General features: G+C 72.4%; 18 protein-coding genes and 1 riboswitch. Of the genes, 11 read left to right on the forward strand and 7 right to left on the reverse strand.

Annotated features, from left to right (window positions below):
- The first annotated feature begins 405 nt into the window (after positions 1-405).
- Together ABZ873_RS27300 and ABZ873_RS27305 are read left to right on the forward strand one after the other, a co-directional pair.
- Complete coding sequence (locus ABZ873_RS27300; protein ID WP_360877051.1) at positions 406-963, forward strand: heme-binding protein; 558 nt, start codon at positions 406-408, stop codon at positions 961-963.
- Between the two features lie 39 nt (positions 964-1,002).
- The gene (locus tag ABZ873_RS27305; protein WP_360877054.1) at positions 1,003-2,415 is read left to right on the forward strand and encodes a M1 family metallopeptidase; all 1,413 of its coding nucleotides are present in this window, start codon (positions 1,003-1,005) and stop codon (positions 2,413-2,415) included.
- A gap of 90 nt (positions 2,416-2,505) precedes the next feature.
- Here the strand turns inward: ABZ873_RS27305 and ABZ873_RS27310 are convergent, their stop codons facing one another.
- Positions 2,506-3,081, reverse strand: coding sequence for a TerD family protein (locus tag ABZ873_RS27310; RefSeq protein WP_030854704.1), 576 nt, complete (start codon positions 3,079-3,081; stop codon positions 2,506-2,508).
- A 201-nt stretch (positions 3,082-3,282) separates the two neighbouring features.
- Between ABZ873_RS27310 and arfB the strand changes: the two genes are divergently transcribed.
- Positions 3,283-3,708, forward strand: coding sequence for an alternative ribosome rescue aminoacyl-tRNA hydrolase ArfB (gene arfB / locus ABZ873_RS27315; RefSeq protein WP_360877057.1), 426 nt, complete (start codon positions 3,283-3,285; stop codon positions 3,706-3,708).
- 97 nt (positions 3,709-3,805) lie between these two features.
- Here the strand turns inward: arfB and ABZ873_RS27320 are convergent, their stop codons facing one another.
- Positions 3,806-4,375, reverse strand: a complete 570-nt coding sequence (locus tag ABZ873_RS27320; RefSeq protein WP_360877060.1) for a flavin reductase family protein — start codon at positions 4,373-4,375, stop codon at positions 3,806-3,808.
- Positions 4,376-4,688: 313 nt separating this feature from the next.
- Between ABZ873_RS27320 and cdgB the strand changes: the two genes are divergently transcribed.
- Positions 4,689-6,455 (forward strand): diguanylate cyclase CdgB, encoded by a 1,767-nt coding sequence (gene cdgB, locus ABZ873_RS27325; RefSeq protein WP_360877062.1) that lies wholly within the window; start codon positions 4,689-4,691, stop codon positions 6,453-6,455.
- A gap of 68 nt (positions 6,456-6,523) precedes the next feature.
- The gene (locus tag ABZ873_RS27330; protein ID WP_360877065.1) at positions 6,524-7,549 is read left to right on the forward strand and encodes a CBM35 domain-containing protein; all 1,026 of its coding nucleotides are present in this window, start codon (positions 6,524-6,526) and stop codon (positions 7,547-7,549) included.
- Between the two features lie 16 nt (positions 7,550-7,565).
- On the opposite strand, the gene ABZ873_RS27335 is transcribed toward ABZ873_RS27330, so the two are convergent.
- The 3 genes from ABZ873_RS27335 to ABZ873_RS27345 form a co-directional block, all read right to left on the reverse strand.
- Positions 7,566-8,483, reverse strand: a complete 918-nt coding sequence (locus ABZ873_RS27335; RefSeq protein WP_360877068.1) for a 1-phosphofructokinase family hexose kinase — start codon at positions 8,481-8,483, stop codon at positions 7,566-7,568.
- A gap of 112 nt (positions 8,484-8,595) precedes the next feature.
- Complete coding sequence (nagA, locus tag ABZ873_RS27340; protein ID WP_360877071.1) at positions 8,596-9,747, reverse strand: N-acetylglucosamine-6-phosphate deacetylase; 1,152 nt, start codon at positions 9,745-9,747, stop codon at positions 8,596-8,598.
- Positions 9,747-10,679, reverse strand: a complete 933-nt coding sequence (locus ABZ873_RS27345) for an ROK family protein (protein ID WP_360877134.1) — start codon at positions 10,677-10,679, stop codon at positions 9,747-9,749. The genes nagA and ABZ873_RS27345 overlap by 1 nt, the downstream gene beginning before the upstream one ends.
- A gap of 176 nt (positions 10,680-10,855) precedes the next feature.
- On the opposite strand from ABZ873_RS27345, the gene ABZ873_RS27350 reads away from it, so the two are divergent.
- The 3 genes from ABZ873_RS27350 to otsB all read left to right on the forward strand — a co-directional run bounded on the left by ABZ873_RS27350 (position 10,856) and on the right by otsB (position 13,373).
- Positions 10,856-12,154, forward strand: coding sequence for an extracellular solute-binding protein (locus ABZ873_RS27350; protein ID WP_360877074.1), 1,299 nt, complete (start codon positions 10,856-10,858; stop codon positions 12,152-12,154).
- A 100-nt stretch (positions 12,155-12,254) separates the two neighbouring features.
- Positions 12,255-12,491 (forward strand): DUF3263 domain-containing protein, encoded by a 237-nt coding sequence (locus ABZ873_RS27355; protein WP_360877077.1) that lies wholly within the window; start codon positions 12,255-12,257, stop codon positions 12,489-12,491.
- Between the two features lie 33 nt (positions 12,492-12,524).
- Entirely contained in the window at positions 12,525-13,373 is an 849-nt protein-coding gene (gene otsB, locus ABZ873_RS27360) for a trehalose-phosphatase (protein WP_360877079.1), read from the forward strand.
- Positions 13,374-13,682: 309 nt separating this feature from the next.
- On the opposite strand, the gene ABZ873_RS27365 is transcribed toward otsB, so the two are convergent.
- Positions 13,683-15,044 carry a trehalose-6-phosphate synthase gene (locus ABZ873_RS27365; protein WP_360877082.1) on the reverse strand — a complete coding sequence of 454 codons (1,362 nt, stop codon included), beginning with the start codon at positions 15,042-15,044 and terminating at the stop codon, positions 13,683-13,685.
- Between the two features lie 46 nt (positions 15,045-15,090).
- Complete coding sequence (locus tag ABZ873_RS27370; protein WP_360877085.1) at positions 15,091-16,041, reverse strand: glucosyl-3-phosphoglycerate synthase; 951 nt, start codon at positions 16,039-16,041, stop codon at positions 15,091-15,093.
- A 185-nt stretch (positions 16,042-16,226) separates the two neighbouring features.
- A riboswitch (SAM riboswitch) is annotated at positions 16,227-16,383 on the forward strand.
- Between ABZ873_RS27370 and thrC the strand changes: the two genes are divergently transcribed.
- The 3 genes from thrC to ABZ873_RS27385 all read left to right on the forward strand — a co-directional run bounded on the left by thrC (position 16,377) and on the right by ABZ873_RS27385 (position 18,625).
- Positions 16,377-17,675 carry a threonine synthase gene (gene thrC, locus ABZ873_RS27375; protein ID WP_360877088.1) on the forward strand — a complete coding sequence of 433 codons (1,299 nt, stop codon included), beginning with the start codon at positions 16,377-16,379 and terminating at the stop codon, positions 17,673-17,675. (Overlaps the previous riboswitch by 7 nt.)
- Positions 17,676-17,731: 56 nt before the next feature.
- The gene (locus tag ABZ873_RS27380; protein WP_030769511.1) at positions 17,732-18,010 is read left to right on the forward strand and encodes a MoaD/ThiS family protein; all 279 of its coding nucleotides are present in this window, start codon (positions 17,732-17,734) and stop codon (positions 18,008-18,010) included.
- 408 nt (positions 18,011-18,418) lie between these two features.
- On the forward strand, positions 18,419-18,625 hold the full coding sequence (locus ABZ873_RS27385) for a cold-shock protein (RefSeq protein ID WP_030009783.1): 207 nt from the start codon (positions 18,419-18,421) through the stop codon (positions 18,623-18,625).
- Positions 18,626-18,756: the final 131 nt, after the last annotated feature.

Below are 18,756 nucleotides of genomic sequence, written 5' to 3' on the forward strand. Positions count from 1 at the left end.
CCTCAAACGCCGGCGGGGCTGGATGTGGCGCGGCTGGGATTGGGGCTCCGCCCCTGGCCCCCGCGCCTCAAACGCCGGCGGGGCTGGATGTGGCGGGGCTGGGTTGGTCGGCGTAGCCGGGAAGTGGCGGGTTGGTGGGGCTGAAAGATCGGGGCTCCGCCCCGGGCCCCGCGCCTCAAACGCCGGCGGGGCTGGAGTTGGCGGGGCTGCGTCCATCGTTGACGTCCCCGGGGGGTTTGGGCGTCAGCCGATTGGTTGATGTGGGGGTCAGCCGGTGGGGTGGGGAGGGGGAGCCGGTGCGGGGATGGGGGAGGGGTGGGGGTGCGGGGAGGGTGGAGGGAGTGCGCGGGGGCTTCTTGGCCTTCGTGCAGTGAGCGTTCCGACCCGTCGTACTCAGGAGTAGAGATGAAGAACCGCACCCGCGTTCTCACCGGTACCGCCCTCGCCGTCGCCCTGGGCGCAGGCGCCTTCGGGGCTGTGAGCGCCAGCGCCAGTGCCAGTGTGAGCGCTGGGCATGAGCCTAGTGCCGCCGCCTCCGCCCCCGCCGCCGGGAAGAACTTCACCACCTCCACCCACCTCACCGTCGACGCCGCCACCCGTGCCGCGCAGGCCGCGCTGCGGGCCGCTGCGGCTGAGAACCAGAAGGTGACCGTCGCCGTCGTGGACCGGAACGGGAATACGATCGTCACCCTGCGCGGCGACGGTGCCGGGCCGCAGTCCTACGAGTCCGCGCAGCGCAAGGCGTACACCGCCGTGTCCTGGAACGCGCCGACCTCCGTGCTCGCCGGCCGGCTCGCGCAGACGCCGAACCTCAAGGACATCCCCGGCACCCTCTTCCTCGGCGGCGGCGCCCCCGTCCAGGCGGCCGGGGCGCCCGTCGCGGGTATCGGTGTGGCCGGTGCTCCTAGTGGGGAACTGGATGAGAAGTTCGCCAAGGTGGGGGTCGACTCCCTCGGGAAGTAGGGAGCAGGGGGCGTATAGCGGGCGAATTAGGATCGGGGCGTGGAAAATCGTGCGCCCGTCCGTCTCGTCGCCCCCGGTCTCGCCGTCCTGCTCGTGCTTCTCAGTGGGTGTACGGGGAGCACGGTGCAGGGGCGGCCCGGCGCGGCTGGGGTGCGGGATCCGTATTTTCCCAAGGCCGGTAATGGGGGGTACCAGGTCGAGCATTACGGGCTTGAGCTGGACTATGACCCGGCCCGGGGGGTGCTGGACGGGACGGCCGTGATCACCGCGCGGGCCACGCAGGGGCTGAGTTCCTTCAACCTCGATCTCAGCGGGCTCCGCGTCGACAGTGTGCGCGTGCAGGGTGAGGGGGCCCGGTACAACCGGACCGGGAACGAGCTCACCGTGCGGCCCGCCGAGGATCTGGAGAAGGGCGAGGTCTTCTCGACCGAGGTGCGGTACAGCGGGCGGCCCAAGGCGCTCTCCGATCCGGACGGCTCCAAGGAGGGGTGGATCACCACCTCCGACGGCGGGGCCGTCGCCGTCGGGGAGCCGGTCGGGTCGATGACCTGGTTCCCCGGGAATCACCACCCCAGTGACAAGGCGACCTATGACATCACCCTTACCGTTCCCGACGGTTTCGAGGCCGTGTCCAACGGCGAGCTGCGCTCCCGTACGCAACGCCCCGGCGGGCGGACCGCGTTCGCCTGGCACAACCCCGAGCCGATGGCGAGCTACCTCGCCACCGCCGCCATCGGCCCGTACAAGGTGAGTACGGGGCGCACCCCCTCCGGTGTGGGGGTGTACACGGCGGTGTCGCCGCGTGAGGCGGGGGCCAGTGCCGAGGTGCTCGCGCGGGTGCCCGAGATGGTGGAGTGGGGGGCGGGGCGCTTCGGGCCGTACCCCTTCGGGACGGCGGGCGCGATCGTCGTACCGCCGCAGGCCCTCGGGTACGCGCTGGAGACGCAGACCAAGCCCGTCTATCCGGGCGCGCCCACCGAGGAACTGGTCCTGCACGAGCTGGCCCACCAGTGGTTCGGTGATTCCGTCTCGCCGAAGTCCTGGAAGGACATGTGGCTGAACGAGGGCTTCGCGACCTACGCCGAGTGGCTGTGGGCCGAGGAGCACGGCGGGCCCACGGCCGAGGAGCGGTTCCGGGCGTTCGTGGACGGGGACACCTCGGTGGACGAGGCCGCGGACTCCGACTGGGACGCCTTCCCGCCGGCCGCCCCGCCCGGCCCGGACGACATCTCCGGGAACCCGGTCTACTACCGCGGCGCGATGGTCCTGCACCGGATCCGGCAGGAGGTGGGCGACGCGAAGTTCTCCGCGCTGCTGCGCGGTTGGGCCGCGGACCACCGGCACGGCAACGCCAGCACGGCCGACTTCACCGCCTACGCGGAGGAGAAGACCGGGCAGAGCTTGAAGCAGGTGTGGGACGTGTGGTTGTACGGCGAGGAGTCGCCCGTGTGAGAGCGACGGGGCCCGATCCGCCAGGGGCCCCCGGCGGAGCCCCCTCCCCGGACGGCCGGGAGGGGGCTCCGCTCGTGCCCGGGGGCAGGGTCAGACGTTGACGCCGAAGTCCTGCGCGATGCCGGTGAGGCCCGAGGCGTAGCCCTGGCCGACCGCGCGGAACTTCCACTCCGCGCCGTTGCGGTAGAGCTCGCCGAAGACCATCGCGGTCTCGGTCGCCGCGTCCTCGGAGAGGTCGTAGCGGGCGATCTCGGCGCCGCCGGCCTGGTTCACGACGCGGATGTACGCGTTGCGGACCTGGCCGAAGTTCTGGCTGCGGGACTCGGCGTCGTAGATGGAGACCGGGAACACGATCTTGTCCACGTCGGCCGGGAGGCCCGCGAGGTTGACGTTGATGGCCTCGTCGTCGCCGGCGCCCTCGCCGGTGCGGTTGTCACCGGTGTGGACGATGGTCTGGTCCGGGGTGGACTTGTTGTTGAAGAAGACGAAGTGACCGTCGGAGACGACCTTGCCCATCGCGTTCACGGCGATGGCCGAGGCGTCGAGGTCGAAGTCGACACCGGTCGTGGTCCGGACGTCCCAGCCGAGACCGACCGTGACGGCGGCGAGGCCCGGGGCCTCCTTCGTGAGCGAGACGTTGCCGCCCTTGGACAGGCTGACAGCCATGGGATTGTCCCTTTCCTCATCCATCCAACATGCACCTACAGGCGGTCAAAGTACCGCTGACCTCTCTAACGCCACGAGAGGTGCGTGCAGTTCCCGGCCGGAAAATCCCGTGACGGCGGCAGCCCGGAAGGCGGCGGCCCGGACGGCGGCGGCCCGCAAATGAGGGTGACGGCGGCGCGGCGGGCGCGGATCATAGGGGGCATGCCTGGTCCCTATGTCATCCGCGGTGCGGTCGTGCTCCCCGAGGGGGAGCTCTCCTGGCGTTTCTCGCGGTCCTCGGGGCCGGGCGGCCAGCACGTGAACACCTCCGACTCGCGCGTGGAACTGCTCTTCGACCTCGGTGCTACGAAGGCCCTGCCCGAGGTCTGGAAGGAGCGCGCGCTGGAGCGCCTGGCGGGCCGGCTCGTGGCCGGGGTGGTGACCGTACGGGCCTCCGAGCACCGCTCCCAGCTGCGCAACCGGGAGATGGCGCTGGTCCGGCTGGCGTCGCTGCTGGCCGAGGCGACGGCGCCGCCGCCGAAGCAGCGCCGGCCGACGAAGATCCCGCGCGGGATCAACGAGCGGCGGCTGCGCGAGAAGAAGGCCCGGTCGGAGACGAAGCGCGGCCGCAACAGCCGCGACTGGTAGCCGCCACCCCGCGCCGGGCGCGCACCCACTCCGCGCCGCGCGCCCCCGCCCCGCGCCGCGCGCGCCCTCGCCCCGCGCCGGGCGCGCACCCCCGCCCCTACCCCCGCAGATGCCGGTACCGCCCCCGGAAGTACGTCAGCGGGTTCGACTCCGGCGCCGGCAGGGCCGCCGTCAGGACGCGGCCGATCACCAGGGTGTGGTCGCCCGCCGCCACGCGGTTCTCCGTACGGCACTCCAGCGTGGCGAGCGCCCCCGTCAGCAGGGGCGCCCCCGAGGCTTCGCCCCGGGTGTACGGCAGGTCCGCGAAGAGCAGCCGGTCGCTGATCCGGCCCTTCATCGCGAAGCGGCCCGCGACCTGGAGCTGGTGGTCGGCGAGGACCGAGACCGCCCACAGCGGCTGCTCCTCCAGCAGGTCGTCCATCCGGGAGCCCTCGCGCAGGCTCACCAGCACCAGGGGCGGATCGAGGGAGACGGACAGGAAGGCGGTGGCCGTCATGCCCACGTCCTCGCCGCGCGGGCCGTCCGCCGTCAGCGGGGTCTCGTGCGCGGTGATCAGGCAGACGCCCGCCGCCAGTCGGGACATCGCGGCCCGGAACTCGTCGTTGCTCACCCCTCCAGCATGCGGGCCGGTGGGGTGCGGGGCGGGTACAGGGGTCGTCTTCGGCACAGGGAAACGCTAATCTCGCCCTCTCGTGGCGCACATCGGGCCCCGGTCCGAGTCGTGCCCCCGCCCCTCGTCCTAGGTCCCGGGCGTATCGTTTGCTCACGGGAAGGCAGGGGAGCGCTTCCCGGTGGTACGGGTCTCGGCGGGCCTCCGCGCGCATCGTTATTCATCTCATGTGACTTGAGTCACAGAGGGCAAGATTTGTTGACCCTGTGTACCGGCCGCACAGCTCACTGTGATTCAGTGGACGGGACACCGCAACGAAACGCCGATGACAAAACTGGAGTTGCTGTCGAGGTCTCGGGGAGAGCGAGCAATGGAGACCGAGTCGGAGCCGTACGTCCGTCTTGCGACCCTGCGGCAGCTGCACCGGGTGGTGGCCGATCTCAATACGGCCAGGAGCCTGGCGGACACTCTGCAGACCGTCGTGGACGGCATCGTCGTGGGCCTCGGCTACGAGCTCGCCTGTGTCAACCTCGTTCGCCCGGACGGCGATCTGGTCGTCGCCGCCTTCGCCGGTGACCCCGCCGCCGAAGCCCTCATCACAGGTCGCGTGGGGTCCCGCGCCTCGTGGGAGCGGCGCCTGACGATGGGCGAGTGCTGGGACGGCCTCCGCTTCATCCCGCACACCGAGGGCTGGGTCCTGCTGGAGGACGACGTCCCGCAGTGGCACACCGACGGCCCCGATCCGCGGTTCGAGGACGAGTGGCATCCCGAGGACCGGCTCTACGCCCCCATGTACGCGTCCGGCGGGGAACTTCTGGGTGTCATCTCGGTGGACAGACCGCGCAACGGCCGCCGCCCCGGCGCCTGGGGACGCGAGGCCCTCCAGATGTACGCCTTCCAGGCGGCGATTGCGATCAGCAATGCCCGGCTGCGCGCGAACATGCAGCGCGCCCTGGTCCGGCTGGAGCGGGAGCAGCAGGCGCTCCGCGCCAGTGAGGAGTCGTTCCGCCAGGCATTCGAGTACGCGCCCAGCGGCATGGCCATCGCCGAGATGGGCGGCGACCAGCACGGCCGGCTGCTGCGCACCAACGACGCCCTGTGCCGGCTGCTCGGCAGGCCCGCCTCCGTGCTGCGCCGCTACTCCTTCTCCGACCTGGTCCACCCCGAGGACATCGGCACCCTGCTGCGCACCTCCGCCGAGGGCGGCCGCGCCGAGCTGCGCCTCGGCCGCCGCGACGGCACGTACGTCTGGGTCTCGCTGCGCAACTCGGTGGTCGCGGACGCCGCCGACGGGCCGCGCTTCCTGCTCACGCACGTCGAGGACATCGAGGAGCGCAAGCGGCACGAGCTCCAGCTCGCCCACCGGGCCAGCCACGACTCGCTGACCGGCCTGCCCAACAGCGCCGAGCTGAGAGCCCGGCTCTCGGCGCGGCTGTGCCGCAGGCCGCAGTCCGCGCGGGCCAGCGCCATCGAAGCGCTCGACGCCGCCTTCGAGGCGCACGACGGCCACCTCGTACGGGGCGGGGCGGACGGCGGCGGTGAGCACGCGTTCCGGCCCGACGCCGCCGAGGGCTACCCCACCACCGAGGGCTACCCGGCCGCCGACGGCTGTCCGGGCGCCGACCGGTACACCGGGGCCGACTCCTACGACTTCCCCGGCGCCCCGCCCGCCGCCGCCGACGGCCCCTACGACCACCACGTGCACACCGTGGCGCCCGCCACCGACGTCGACGACGGCACGAAGGGGCTCGCGGTGCTCTTCTGCGATCTCGACGGCTTCAAGTCGATCAACGACCGCTTCGGGCACCACACCGGCGACGCCGTCCTGATCGAGGTGGCCCGGCGGCTGACGACGGGCGTCCGGGACGGGGACACCGTCGCCCGGCTCGGGGGTGACGAATTCGTCGTCCTCGCCGACGGGCTCGGCGCCGCGGACGCCGCCGACCTCGCCGTCCGCCTGCGCAACGCGATCATCCCGCCGATCCGGGTGGACGGCCGGGCGGTGCGCGTCGGCGCCAGTTTCGGGATCGGCTGGGCCAGCTGCGGGATGTCCGCGGACGAGGTGCTGCGCTCCGCCGACCAGCGGATGTACATCGAGAAGCGGTCCCGTTCCAAGGCGCACCGCAGGGCCGGCTGAGCCGGTCGGCCGCCCGTGGGTGCACCTGTTCGGGGTAGGCTCCCGTGGGTCGAAAGGAGTGACCTGCGATGACGACGCCCGCGAACAACGGCCCGCACGGTGGGGCGAACAAGCCCGAGGACGATGATCCGTTCGGGTACCTCTACGCGGACGGCCAGGCCGGTGGAGCGGCCCCGCCCACGTCGGGCGGTGGATACGGCTACCCGGGGGGCACGTCGGGCGGTCACCCCGGCGCGCAGCCCGGTGTTCCCCGTACCTCGCACCACCAGGTGCGGACGGTCGGTGACCGGCGCGGCGGCCAGCGCGGACCCGTGCCCCAGCAGCAGGGCCCCGGGCAGCAGCCCGGCTACCAGGCCCAGTACCAGGCTCCCGAGGCGCTCCAGGCCAACGGCTACGGCGTACCGCCGCAGGCGCAGCCCCCGCAGCACCAGACGCAGACCGTCTCGCGCTCCGGCGGGCACGGCGGGGGCGGCGGTTCCAGCCGCCGTGGCCTGCTGATCGCCGCGGTCGCGGTGGTCGGCGCGGTCGCCATCGGTATCGGCGCGGCCCTGGCCTTCGGGGACAAGGACAAGGACAAGGGCAAGGAAGAGCCCGTGGCCAACGCGGGCCAGCAGTCCGCGGCCCCGCAGAACCCGGCGAGCCCCGCCCCGAGCACGAAGCCCTCGGAGGCCCCGCTGCCGAAGGCCGACTTCGGCGGCAGCGGCATGTCCCTGACCGGCGGCGCGAACCTGCAGAGCACCATCCCCGGGGCGAAGAGCACCGACGGCCAGTACGTCGGCGGCCTCAACGCGCAGGGGGCGGCGGCCACCTGGTCGCTGGACGTGCCCAAGTCGGGCAAGTACAAGCTCAAGATGACCTACGGGGTGCCGGGCAAGGACGCCAACACCACGCTGACCATCAACGGCGAGGCGCAGTCCCGCCCGATCAACATGGCGAACTTCTCGAAGGCCGCCGCGGGCGACTGGGCCAAGGGCTGGACGAACACCTACTCGCTGGTGGACCTCAAGCAGGGCGCCAACACCATCAAGATCTCCTGCGAGGCGGGCAACCAGTGCGACGTGGTGCTCGACCAGCTGTGGCTGGAGCAGGGCTGATCCGCGACGGCTCCCGCTAGGCGGGCCGGACCGTGACCGACCCCCGTACCTCCTCGTAGGTGCGGGGGTCGAAGTCTCCCGCCGTCGGGGCGAGGACCGTGGCCGAGGAGAGGGCCACCGCGCGGCTGAGGCGGTCCGGCCAGTCCAGGCCCTCCGTGAGCGCCGACAGCAGGCCCGCGACGGCGGAGTCCCCGGCTCCGGTGGGGTTGCCGGCGAGCCGGCGGGGCGGGGCCGCGCGCCAGGCGCCCTCGGCGGTGGCGGCCAGCAGCCCGTCGGGCCCGAGGGAGGTGACCACCGCGTGCGCGCCCCGGCGGCGGGCGTCGCGGGTGGCGGGCAGCGGGTCGCGGGAGCCGGTCAGCTCGGCCAGTTCGGCGGCGTTCGGCTTGATGATCTCGGGCCGGGCGGCCACCCCGCGGCGCAGGGCCTCGCCGCTGGTGTCCAGCAGGACGGGGACCCCGGCCGCGCGGGCCGTGCGGACCAGCGCCGCGTAGGCGCCGACGGGGACGCCCGGCGGGAGGCTCCCGCAGAGGGCCACGGCTCCGGCCGCGCGCACGAGTTCCGCGTACCGGTCGAGGAAGTGGGCCCACTCGGCGGGGGAGACGAGCGGGCCGGGCTCGTTGAACTGCGTGGTGTCGCCGGAGGTCTCGTCGACCACGGCCACCGTGCGGCGGGTGGGGCCCGCGCAGGGGAGCAGGGCGTCGCGCACGCCGGGGGCCCGTGCGAGCAGCTCCCGTACGACGTCGCCCGCGGGGCCGCCCGCGAAGCCGGTGGCGGTCACCTCGTGGCCGAGGGCGGCCAGCACACGGGCGACGTTGAGGCCCTTGCCGCCGGCGCGTTCGCTGACGGCTGTCACCCGGTGGGAGGCGTGCGGAAGCAGCCGCGGTACGCGGTAGGTGACGTCGAGTGCGGTGTTGAGCGTCACGGTCAGGATCATGGGCACCCCCGGGTCTGTTGCTGCCGGGATCATGCCAAACAGACGGCGGCCGGCCCAGTCCCGCGGGCCGTCCGCCCCGCCCGCTCCGGCCTCCCGGCCGTCAGATCACCTTTCAGGCGCCGGGGCTGACGATCCATTCGCCGCGCCGCATGACGCCCTTGACGTCGAAGGCGGCGTCCAGGACGACGAGGTCCGCGTACTTGCCCGGCTCCAGCGAGCCGATCTCGTCGTAGCGGCCGATCAGCCGGGCCGGGTTGGCGGAGATGGCCTGCACCACGGCTTCCACCGGCAGCTGGTCCACGGTGACCGAGCGCTTGAAGGCGGTGTCCAGGGTGAGGGTGGAGCCGGCGATGGAGCCGCCCTCGACGAGCCGGGCCACGCCGTCCTTGACCTCGACCTCCAGCGGGCCCAGGTGGTAGGTCCCGTCGCCGAAGCCCGCCGCGTCCATGGCGTCGGTGATCAGCGCCACGCGGTGCGCGCCCGCGTGGTGGAAGGCCAGTTCCAGGGCGGCCGGGTGCAGGTGGGTGCCGTCGTTGATCAGCTCTACGGTGATCCGCTCGTCCTCCAGCAGCGCGGCGATCGGGCCGGGCTCCCGGTGGGCGAGGCCGGGCATGGCGTTGAAGAGGTGGGTGGCCACGGTCGCGCCCGCGTCGATGGCGGCGCGCGTCTGCTCGTAGGAGGCGTCGGTGTGCCCGATCGCGGCGATCACCCCCTGCTCGGCCAGGAGGCGTACGGAGTCCAGCCCGCCCGGGAGTTCGGTGGCGAGGGTCACCATGCGCGCGGCCCCGTGCGCGGCGTCGATCAGCTTGCGGACCTCGGCCGGGTCGGGGTCGCGGAGCAGGTCCTCCTTGTGGGCGCCCTTGCGGCAGGGGTTGATGAAGGGCCCCTCGAAGTGGATGCCGGCCAGGTCGCCCTGCTGGGTCAGCTCGGCGAGCAGCGCGGCGCGCCGGGCCAGTTCGTCCAGGTCCCCGGTGACGGTGGAGGCGACCAGGGTGGTGGTGCCGTGCTCGCGGTGGGTGCGGACGCCGCGCAGGATGTCCTCGGCGGTGCCGGAGGTGAAGGAGGCGCCGCCGCCGCCGTGGTTGTGCATGTCGACGAAGCCGGGGACGATCCAGTGCCCGGACAGGTCGGTGACGTGCGCGCCCTCGTGCGCGCTGCCCGCGATCCGCTCGCCCTCGACGATGACCCGGCCGCCCGCCACGGTCCCGGTGGGCAGCACCACCCTCGCGCCGGAGAGAACAGTGCTGTGTGCGCTTCCGGACATCAGGCCGGTACCTCCGTGGCGAGTAGGTCCCAGGCGAGCAGCCCTGCGCCCAGGCAGCCGGCGGTGTCCCCGAGGGCCGCCGGCACGATGTGGGGGAGCCGCTGGAACGTCACGCGCTCCTCCACGGCCTTCCGTAGTGGTGTGAACAAGGTTTCCCCCGCCTCGGCGAGACCACCACCGATGATCAGCGTGCGCGGGTCGAGCAGGGTGATCGCGGTGACCAGCCCGTCGGCGAGGGCGCCGACGGCCGCCCGCCAGACCTCCTGGGCGCGCGGGTCGCCGGAGGCGACGGCCTTGGCGCAGTCCGCCGCGTCGGCCTCGGGGTCGCCGGAGGCGGCGGCCCAGGCGCGGCTGACGGCGGAGGCGGAGGCCAGGGTCTCCAGGCAGCCGTGCTGGCCGCAGCCGCAGGCGGGGCCGCCGGGGCGGACCACGATGTGGCCGATCTCGCCCGCGTAGCCGTGGGCGCCGGCCTCGATGCGCCCGGCGATGCCGATGGCGCCGGCGATGCCGGTGCCGAGCGGGACGAAGAGGAAGCGGTCGGCGCCGCGTCCGGCCCCGATGCGGCCCTCGGCGAGTCCGCCCGTGCGCACGTCGTGGCCGAGGGCCACGGGGATGCCGCCGAGGCGCGCGGTGAGCAGCGCGCGCAGGGGTACGTCGCGCCAGCCGAGGTTCGCCGCGTAGACGGCGATGCCGTGGCCGGCGTCGACGATGCCGGGGACGGCGACCCCGGCGGCCGAGGCGGCGCGCCCGAAGCGCTCCCGGCCGGTGGCGAGGAGTGCGGCGGCGAAGTCCTGGATCGTCTCGACGACGGCGTCGGGGCCCCGCTCGCGGCCGGTGGCCCGGCGCGCTTCGTGGAGCAGGGTGCCGTCCTCGGCGACGAGGGCGGCCTTCATCCCGGTGCCGCCCACATCGAGGGCGATGACGTGTTTCACGGGTTTCACAGAGACAGTCTCGCGTGCTCGGCGGGGAAAGGTCTAGTCCATTGGAGGCGATTGTTGAGTGGCCATACAAAATCGGGCACCCGGCCGGCGGCCGGATGTGGACGAGCCGCCAAAGTGGTGTAGACCTTACGTGGATCGTACGTACAACAAGGAGTGGATCGATACCTGTGAAGGGCCGTTACCTGAGCCTGGCCGCGTCCGGCGCCGCACTGTGCCTGACCGCTGTGACGCTGACGGGCTGCGGAGCCGTCGACGGACTCACCGGAGACAACGAGGTGACCCTGCGGGTCGTGGCGGCCGATTACGGGGACAATCCGCAGAACTCCTCCGCCGCCTACTGGAAGGACCTCGCGGACGCCTTCCAGAAGGAGAACCCCGGCACCAAGGTCGAGGTCAGCGTGTACTCCTGGTCCGAGGTCGACGCCAAGGTCGCGGAGATGGTCAAGGCGGGCAAGGCCCCCGACATCGCGCAGATCGGCGCCTACGCGGACTACGCCGCCGCCGGGAAGCTGTACTCCACCGCCGAACTGCTCTCGGTGAAGACCGAGGCCGACTTCCTGGCCCCGCTCGCGGACGCCGGCAAGGTCAAGCAGACGCAGTACGGCATGCCCTTCGTCTCCAGCACCCGGCTGCTCTTCTTCAACGAGAAGCTGCTCGGCGACGCGGGCGTGATCCCCAAGGACGGCAAGGGCTGGCAGCCCAAGAGCTGGGCCGAGCTGGAGGCGGCGGCCAAGAAGCTCAAGGGCGCGGGCGTGGCCACCCCCTTCGCGCTGCCGCTGGGCCGCGAGGAGGCGCAGGCCGAGACGATGATGTGGATGCTCTCGGGCGGTGGCGGCTACACCGACAACGAGGAGGGCTACTCGCTCGACTCCGCGGACAACGTCAAGACGCTGGAGTTCCTGCGGGACAAGATGGTCGGGCAGGGGCTGACCGGGCCCGTCGAGCCCGCGAAGCTGGACCGGCAGGCCGCCTTCGACGCCTTCACCAAGGGCGAGGTCGGCATGCTCAACGGGCACCCCACGCTGATGAAGCAGGCCGAGGCGAAGGGGGTGAAGTTCGGCATGGTGCAGCTGCCCACCTCCGACGGCTCCCCGCAGCCCGCGATGGGCGTCGCCGACTGGATCATGGCCTTCAAGAACGGCCACCGCGAGCAGTCCGGCAAGTTCCTGGACTTCCTCTACCAGCCGAAGAACGTGACGGCCTTCACGGACAAGTACGACCTGCTGCCCGCCACCACCACCGGCTACCAGGCCAAGCAGGCGGCGACCGGGGGCTCGGCGGCGCAGCTCAAGCCGTTCCTGACGGCGCTGCCCGGCTCGCGGCTGTACCCGGCGGGCAAGAAGTCCTGGGCGGGCGTGAGCGAGGACATCAAGCAGAACATCGGCCGGGCCGTGCAGCCGGGCGGGCAGCCGGCGAAGGTCCTGGAGGACATCGCGGCGTCGGCGCGGGCGGCGGATCCGCGCTGAGGCGGCGGGCTCCGGGGCGGGGTGCTCCGGGGCCGGCCGGCGGGGCGGCTGCCGGGGCGCTGACGGGAGCGTTGTCGGAGCGCGGAGTTAACCTGGCGGTATGACGGACGAGGGGCGGCTGACGGCCACGGAGGCCGCGGTGCTCGCGTACGAGGCGCGCACCTGGCCCGGGCCCGGGGCCAAGGAGCGGGCCATACGGGAAGGGCTGGGGATGACCCCCGTCCGCTACTACCAGCTGCTCAACGCGCTCATCAACGACCCGCGCGCCCTGGAGCACGCCCCCGGCACGGTCAACCGCCTGCGGCGCATCCGGGAGGCGCAGCGGGCGAGGCGATAGCCGTGGCCGCGCTGGGCCGTTAGGGTCGTGCGTATGGGGAGCCAGCCGCACGATCTGCCGATGCCCGTCACCGCAGCCGGACGCGAGGGACTCGAAGCCCTGCTCGCCGCCCCGCGCCGCGCCGTGATCGCCCTCGACTTCGACGGCACCCTCGCCGACATCGTGCCCGACCCCGACCAGGCCAGAGCCCATCCCGACGCCCTGCCCGCGCTGTCGGCGCTCGCGCCGAGGGTGGACTCCGTCGCGGTGATCACGGGGCGGCCGGCGGGGGTCGCGGTCCGGTACGGCGGCTTCGCCGGGGCCGCGGGGCTGGAGCACCTGGTGGTGCTCGGACACTACGGGGCCGAGCGGTGGGACGCGGTGTCGGGGACGGTGTCCGCGCCCGCGGAGCATCCCGGGGTGGCGGCGGTACGGGCCGAGCTGCCGGGGTTCCTGGACTCGATCGGGGCGTGGCAGGGCACGTGGATCGAGGAGAAGGGCCGCGCGCTGGCGGTGCACACGCGGCGGGCGGCGGACCCGGCGGCGGCGTTCGCCGCCCTGCGGGAACCGCTGGCCGCGCTGGCGGCGCGGCACGGGCTGATGGTGGAGCCGGGGCGGGCCGTGCTGGAGCTGAGGCCGCCGGGCATGGACAAGGGGGTCGCGCTCACGGAGTTCCTCGCGGAGCGGGGGGCGGGGGCGGTGCTGTACGCGGGGGACGACCTGGGTGACCTGGCGGCGTACTCGGCGGTCGAGAAGCGGCGGGCGGAAGGGGTGCCTGGGCTGCTCGTGTGCAGCGGCTCGGCGGAGGTTCCGGAACTCTCGGCCCGGGCCGACCTCACCCTCCCGGGCCCCGCGGCGGTAGCCGCCTTCCTCTCGACCCTGGCCGCCGCCCTCCACCCCTGACGGGGCCGCGCCTCAATCGCCGGCGAGGCTAAAGACCGGGGCTCCGCCCCGCACCCCGCGCCTCAAACGCCGGCGAGGCTGGAGTTGGCGTGCCTGAGCACTCCCCGCTGAGGCCAAAGATCGGGGCTCCGCCCCGTACCCCGCGCCTCAAACGCCGGCGAGGCTGAAACAACCGGGCTCCGCCCGGACCCGCGCCTCAAACGCCGGCGGGGCTGGATATGGCGGGGCTGAGGTGGGCAAATTCAGCCCCTCCGGCGTTTGAGGAGCGGGGTCCGGGGCGGAGCCCCGTGCTTCTAGCCCGTCCGGCGATCAGCGGGTCAGGGCCGACAGTTGGGCTTCGAACCACGCTGACGGGGGGAGGGTGGTGGCCGCCGCCGACAGGCGTTTTGTGCGGGCCTCGCGGTCCTCCCCGGGGAGGGACAGGGCCTCGTGGAGGGCGGTGGCCGTCGCCGAGACGTCGTACGGGTTGACCGTCAAGGCGTCGGCCTGGAGGGCTTCGTGGGCGCCCGCGCCTGTGGAGAGGACCAGGGACACGCCGGATTCGGAGACGACCGGGATCTCCTTCGCCACCAGGTTCATGCCGTCCCGGACCGGGTTCACCAGGGCCACGTCCGCCATGCGGTACGCCGCCAGCGAGCGCGTGAAATCGTCCTGGACCGAGACCAGGACCGGCTGCCAGCCCTCCGTGCCGAACTCCGCGTTGATCTCCGCCGCCAGTTCCGACACCGCCGCCGTGTAGTCCCGGTACACCTTGAGGTCCTGCCGGGAGGGGTAGGCCGAGGCCAGGTGGACCACCCGGTCCCGCCACTCCGGGTGGGCCGTCAGGAGTTCGCGGTAGGCCAGCAGCCCCCGCAGGATGTTCTTCGAGAGTTCCGTCCGGTCCACGCGGACGATCGTCTTCCGGTCGCCCACCTCCGCCCGCAGCGCCGCCAGCTTCTCGTCCACCTCCGGCCGGTACGCCAGCCCCCGCAGCTCCTCCGCGTCGACCCCGAGCGGGAACACCGCCACCCGCCCCGCCTCCTCCGGGCCCGCCGCCGCCACGAAGGCGTCGGCCCAGGCGCGGGTGTGGAAGCCGACCACGTCCGCGCCGAGCATCCCGCGCACCAGCTGCTCCCGCACGTCCTCCGGCAGCATGTCCAGGAACTCCCGCGAGGCCCACGGCGTATGCGTGAAGTGGGCGATGCGCAGGTCCGGCCGCAGCTCCCGCAGCTGCCCCGGGACCAGCGCCAGGTGGTAGTCCTGCACCAGGACCGCCGCCCCCGGCGCCGCCTCCTGCGCCAGGGCCCGCGCGAAGGCCAGGTTGTAGGCGGTGTACGACTCCCAGCGCCGCCGGAACGCCGCGTCGAATACCGGCTCGCGCGGCACGTCGTACAGGTGGTGGTGGGTGAACCACAGCACGGAGTTCGCGATCCCGTTGTACGCGTCGTCATACATCGTGGGATCGATGTCCAGCATCCGGACCCCCGGCTCGGAGACCCCCCTGCGCACCGCCTCCCGGTCCGCCTCCGAGAGCGCCGCGCAGATCCACAGCGCCTCCGGCTGCCGCGCGAGGGCCGCCGAGAGGCCGGAGACGAGACCGCCCCCGCCGCGCCGGGCACTGAGCGTGCCGTCGTCGGTGAGGGCGTAGGAGAGCGGGCCGCGGTTCGCGGCTACGAGTACCTGGGAAGCCATGCCGCGAACCTAGCCCGGCCCGCCGGGGCTCAAACCATGGCCGCGGTCACGCCACGTCGCGCGGGGCGTACTCCTCCACCTCCGCCATCGGCGGCCGCTCCTCGGTGTCCACGGGGTACGTGCGCGGTTCGAAGCCCGCCGGGCCCCGCTCGAACTGCGTCAGCTCCGGGCGGACCAGATGCCCGCGCGAGAGCCGGACCTGGGCGGTGCGGTAGATCGCCGCGGCCATCCGGCCCAGTGCCTGACCACCCTGATGGCGGTGCAGCCGTACGCCCACGTCCACCTGGGCGAGCGCGTCCAGTCCGACGGTGTGCAGCGCGTCCACGAGCAGGCCCAGCTCGACCCCGTAGCCGACGGGGAACGGCAGCCGCTCCAGCAGGGAGCGCCGGACCGCGTACTCGCCGCCCAGCGGCTGGACGAAGCCGGCCAGCTGCGGCCAGTGCAGGTTGAGCAGGGGGCGGGCGACCAGCTCGGTGACCCGGCCGCCCTGTCCGGGCGCGTCCCCCAGCGGCCGGTCGTACATGGCCTTCACGAACTGCACGTCCGGGTCGGTCAGCAGCGGGCCGACGATGCCGGAGACGAAGGAGGCGGAGAAGTCCCGCAGGTCGGCGTCGACGAAGCAGACCACGTCCCCGCCGGTCACCAGCAGCGAGCGCCACAGCACCTCGCCCTTGCCGGGCAGGGCCGGGATCCGGGGCAGGATCTCGTCGCGGTGCACCACGCGGGCGCCCGCCTTCGCCGCGACCTCCGCGGTGCGGTCGCGCGAACCGGAGTCGACGACGACCAGCTCGTCCACCAGAGGGAACGGAAGCTCCTCCATCAGTTCCCGTCGGACCGTCTCGACGATCGCGCCGACCGTGGCCTCCTCGTCCAGCGCGGGCAGGACCACGCTGACCGTGGTCCCGGCCGCCCGTTTCCGGTCGAGCAGCTGGTCGAGCGGTCGGTCGGCGGCGGACCAGGAGCGGTCGGCCAGCCAGCGCTCCACCTCTTCCAGCACCCTCAGCACTCCCTGCGTAGCGGCGCAATCGGCCGTTTTGTGATCCATCTCGCGGTTCGGACGGCTGTCTCAACCGCCCGTCCCTTCGGTTACAGTCTTGAACAACGCGAAGGACCACCGCATGCCGGGGGTCCCCGCGTACAAACGCACCGGCGCGCCGCAGAGCGCGCGTGCCGGCGCCATACCGCTCATCCAGAGGGGCAGAGGGACACGGCCCGTTGAAGCCCCGGCAACCCTCCAGCCGGTTCTCGCGATCGCGCGTCAGCGCACGTCGGCGAGGCCCCGGCTAGGGAAGGTGCCAATTCCGTCTCATGGCGAAATGCGCCATGGGGAAGATGAGGAGAAAGGGCCTCGCCATCATGGCTGCACAGACTGTCGCCACCTCTGTCGATCTCGGACCCGCCAACGGCCTTTCCTGTCGCGAGTGCGGTACCCGCTTCGCGCTCGGCCCCATCTTCGCCTGCGCCGAGTGCTTCGGTCCGCTGGAAGTCTCCTACGAGCTTCCCACCGGCGACCCGGAGGCCCTGCGCGCGGCGATCGAGGCCGGCCCGAACAACATCTGGCGTTACGCGCCGCTGCTGCCCGTCCCCGCCGACGTGGCCGGGAAGCCCAGCCTGAACCCGGGCTTCACCAAGCTCGTCGACGCGGCCAACCTGGCCAAGGAACTGGGCGTCACCGGCAAGCTCTACGTCAAGGACGACTCCGGCAACCCGACGCACTCCTTCAAGGACCGCGTCGTGGCCATCGCCGTCGAGGCGGCCCGCGCCTTCGGCTTCACCACCCTCTCCTGCTCCTCCACCGGCAACCTGGCCGGCGCCGTCGGCGCCGCGGCCGCCCGGGCCGGTTTCCGCTCCTGTGTGTTCATCCCGCACGACCTGGAGCAGGGCAAGGTGGTCATGGCCGGGGTGTACGGCGGCGACCTGGTCGGCATCGAGGGCAACTACGACGACGTCAACCGCTTCTGCTCCGAGCTCATCGGGGACCCGCTGGGCGAGGGCTGGGGCTTCGTCAACGTCAACCTCCGCCCCTACTACGGCGAGGGCTCCAAGACCCTGGCGTACGAGATCTGCGAGCAGCTGGGCTGGCGGCTGCCCGACCAGATCGTGATCCCGATCGCCTCCGGCTCCCAGCTGACGAAGATCGACAAGGGGCTCCAGGAGCTGATCAAGCTGGGGCTGGTGGAGGACCGGCCGTACAAGATCTTCGGTGCGCAGGCCGAGGGCTGCTCCCCGGTGTCCACCGCCTTCAAGGCCGGCCACGACGTGGTCCGCCCGCAGAAGCCCGACACCATCGCCAAGTCCCTCGCGATCGGCAACCCGGCGGACGGCCCGTACGTGCTGGACATCGCGCGCCGCACCGGCGGCTTCGTGGAGGACGTCAACGACGAGCAGGTGGTCGAGGCCATCAAGATCCTCGCGCAGACCGAGGGCATCTTCGCCGAGACCGCGGGCGGCGTGACCGTCGGCGTGACGAAGAAGCTCATCGAGAGCGGGCACCTGGACCCGGCGCTGACCACCGTCGTCCTCAACACCGGTGACGGCCTCAAGACCCTGGAGGCGGTGGCCGCGGACAGCGGGCAGACCGCCACCATCCGCCCCAGCCTGGACGCCTTCCGCGCCGCCGGCCTGGCCTGAGCATCCCTCCCGTACTCCCGGCAACTCCCGGCAACTTCCGGAAAGGCAGTAGCGCCATGAGCGTCAACGTCCGCATCCCCACCATCCTGCGCACCTACACCGGCGGTCAGGCCGAGGTCCCGGCGGAGGGCGCGACCCTCGCCGAGGTCATCGAGTCCCTGGAGAAGAACCACCCGGGCATCGCCGCGCGCGTCCTGGACGACCAGGGCAAGCTGCGCCGCTTCGTGAACGTCTACGTCAACGACGACGACGTGCGTTTCGAGGGCGGGCTCCAGGCGGTGACGCCGGACGGCGCCGGAGTTTCGATCATCCCGGCGGTCGCGGGCGGCTGCTGACCCCTCCCGGGCCCCTTCCCGGCCCTCCCCGCTCCACCGCAATTACCCCCTCCGCGAAAAGCGGAGGGGGTAATTCTGCTTGATTGGGCACGGTAGAGTTGGGGAAGTCCCCTCCGCTGGACTTGCCCGCCGCATATGTACGGGTCGCGTGAGGGTCGACATCGGGTCAATGTGCGGGCGCGATATGGGGCTTTGGCGAGATATGCCGGGCCCGAGTTGCCCTGGAATATTCCAAATTTTCACTCTATTTCAATGTTTCTCGGTGTCCAGATTTCTCGTCGGATTGACCTGTTGCAGACAGCACTCGCGCAGATACATTCAGCCTCGGTCGACGCGTTCCGACGCAAGTTCTGACCCGGTAACGCGAAGTGCGTTCCCGCGCAAGGGCCAGTAATAGGGGAGTTAGGCATGGCTCAGGGCACCGTCAAGTGGTTCAACGCGGAGAAGGGCTACGGCTTCATCGCGGTCGACGGTGGTGCGGATGTGTTCGTCCACTACAGCGCCATCCAGATGGACGGGTACCGCACCCTTGAAGAGGGTCAGCGGGTCGAGTTCGAGATCTCGCAGGGCCAGAAGGGTCCGCAGGCGGACATGGTCAAGCTCGCGCTCGGCTAGTCCTGGGAGCATCGACCACCGACGCACGGTCTTCACCGCAGACCTGGAAGACCTTCGAGGGGCCCACATCCCGGACACGGGGTGTGGGCCCCTCGCGTGTGCGCGGCGCCGGGGCCCGTTGTTCCCGAGCC

It is taken from the genome of Streptomyces sp. NPDC047014 (assembly GCF_040644195.1).
Taxonomy (GTDB): Bacteria; Actinomycetota; Actinomycetes; order Streptomycetales; family Streptomycetaceae; genus Streptomyces.

Excerpts from the sequence above, each read along its gene's own strand:
- ABZ873_RS27335 (WP_360877068.1), bottom strand. The coding sequence starts at position 8,483 with ATGATCCTGACCGTGACGCTCAACACCGCACTCGACGTCACCTACCGC.
- ABZ873_RS27300 (WP_360877051.1), top strand. The coding sequence starts at position 406 with ATGAAGAACCGCACCCGCGTTCTCACCGGTACCGCCCTCGCCGTCGCC.
- thrC (WP_360877088.1), top strand. The coding sequence starts at position 16,377 with ATGAGGAGAAAGGGCCTCGCCATCATGGCTGCACAGACTGTCGCCACC.
- ABZ873_RS27355 (WP_360877077.1), top strand. The coding sequence starts at position 12,255 with ATGACGGACGAGGGGCGGCTGACGGCCACGGAGGCCGCGGTGCTCGCG.
- ABZ873_RS27385 (WP_030009783.1), top strand. The coding sequence starts at position 18,419 with ATGGCTCAGGGCACCGTCAAGTGGTTCAACGCGGAGAAGGGCTACGGC.
- nagA (WP_360877071.1), bottom strand. The coding sequence starts at position 9,747 with ATGTCCGGAAGCGCACACAGCACTGTTCTCTCCGGCGCGAGGGTGGTG.
- otsB (WP_360877079.1), top strand. The coding sequence starts at position 12,525 with ATGGGGAGCCAGCCGCACGATCTGCCGATGCCCGTCACCGCAGCCGGA.
- ABZ873_RS27310 (WP_030854704.1), bottom strand. The coding sequence starts at position 3,081 with ATGGCTGTCAGCCTGTCCAAGGGCGGCAACGTCTCGCTCACGAAGGAG.
- ABZ873_RS27330 (WP_360877065.1), top strand. The coding sequence starts at position 6,524 with ATGACGACGCCCGCGAACAACGGCCCGCACGGTGGGGCGAACAAGCCC.
- ABZ873_RS27380 (WP_030769511.1), top strand. The coding sequence starts at position 17,732 with ATGAGCGTCAACGTCCGCATCCCCACCATCCTGCGCACCTACACCGGC.
- ABZ873_RS27365 (WP_360877082.1), bottom strand. The coding sequence starts at position 15,044 with ATGGCTTCCCAGGTACTCGTAGCCGCGAACCGCGGCCCGCTCTCCTAC.
- cdgB (WP_360877062.1), top strand. The coding sequence starts at position 4,689 with ATGGAGACCGAGTCGGAGCCGTACGTCCGTCTTGCGACCCTGCGGCAG.
- arfB (WP_360877057.1), top strand. The coding sequence starts at position 3,283 with ATGCCTGGTCCCTATGTCATCCGCGGTGCGGTCGTGCTCCCCGAGGGG.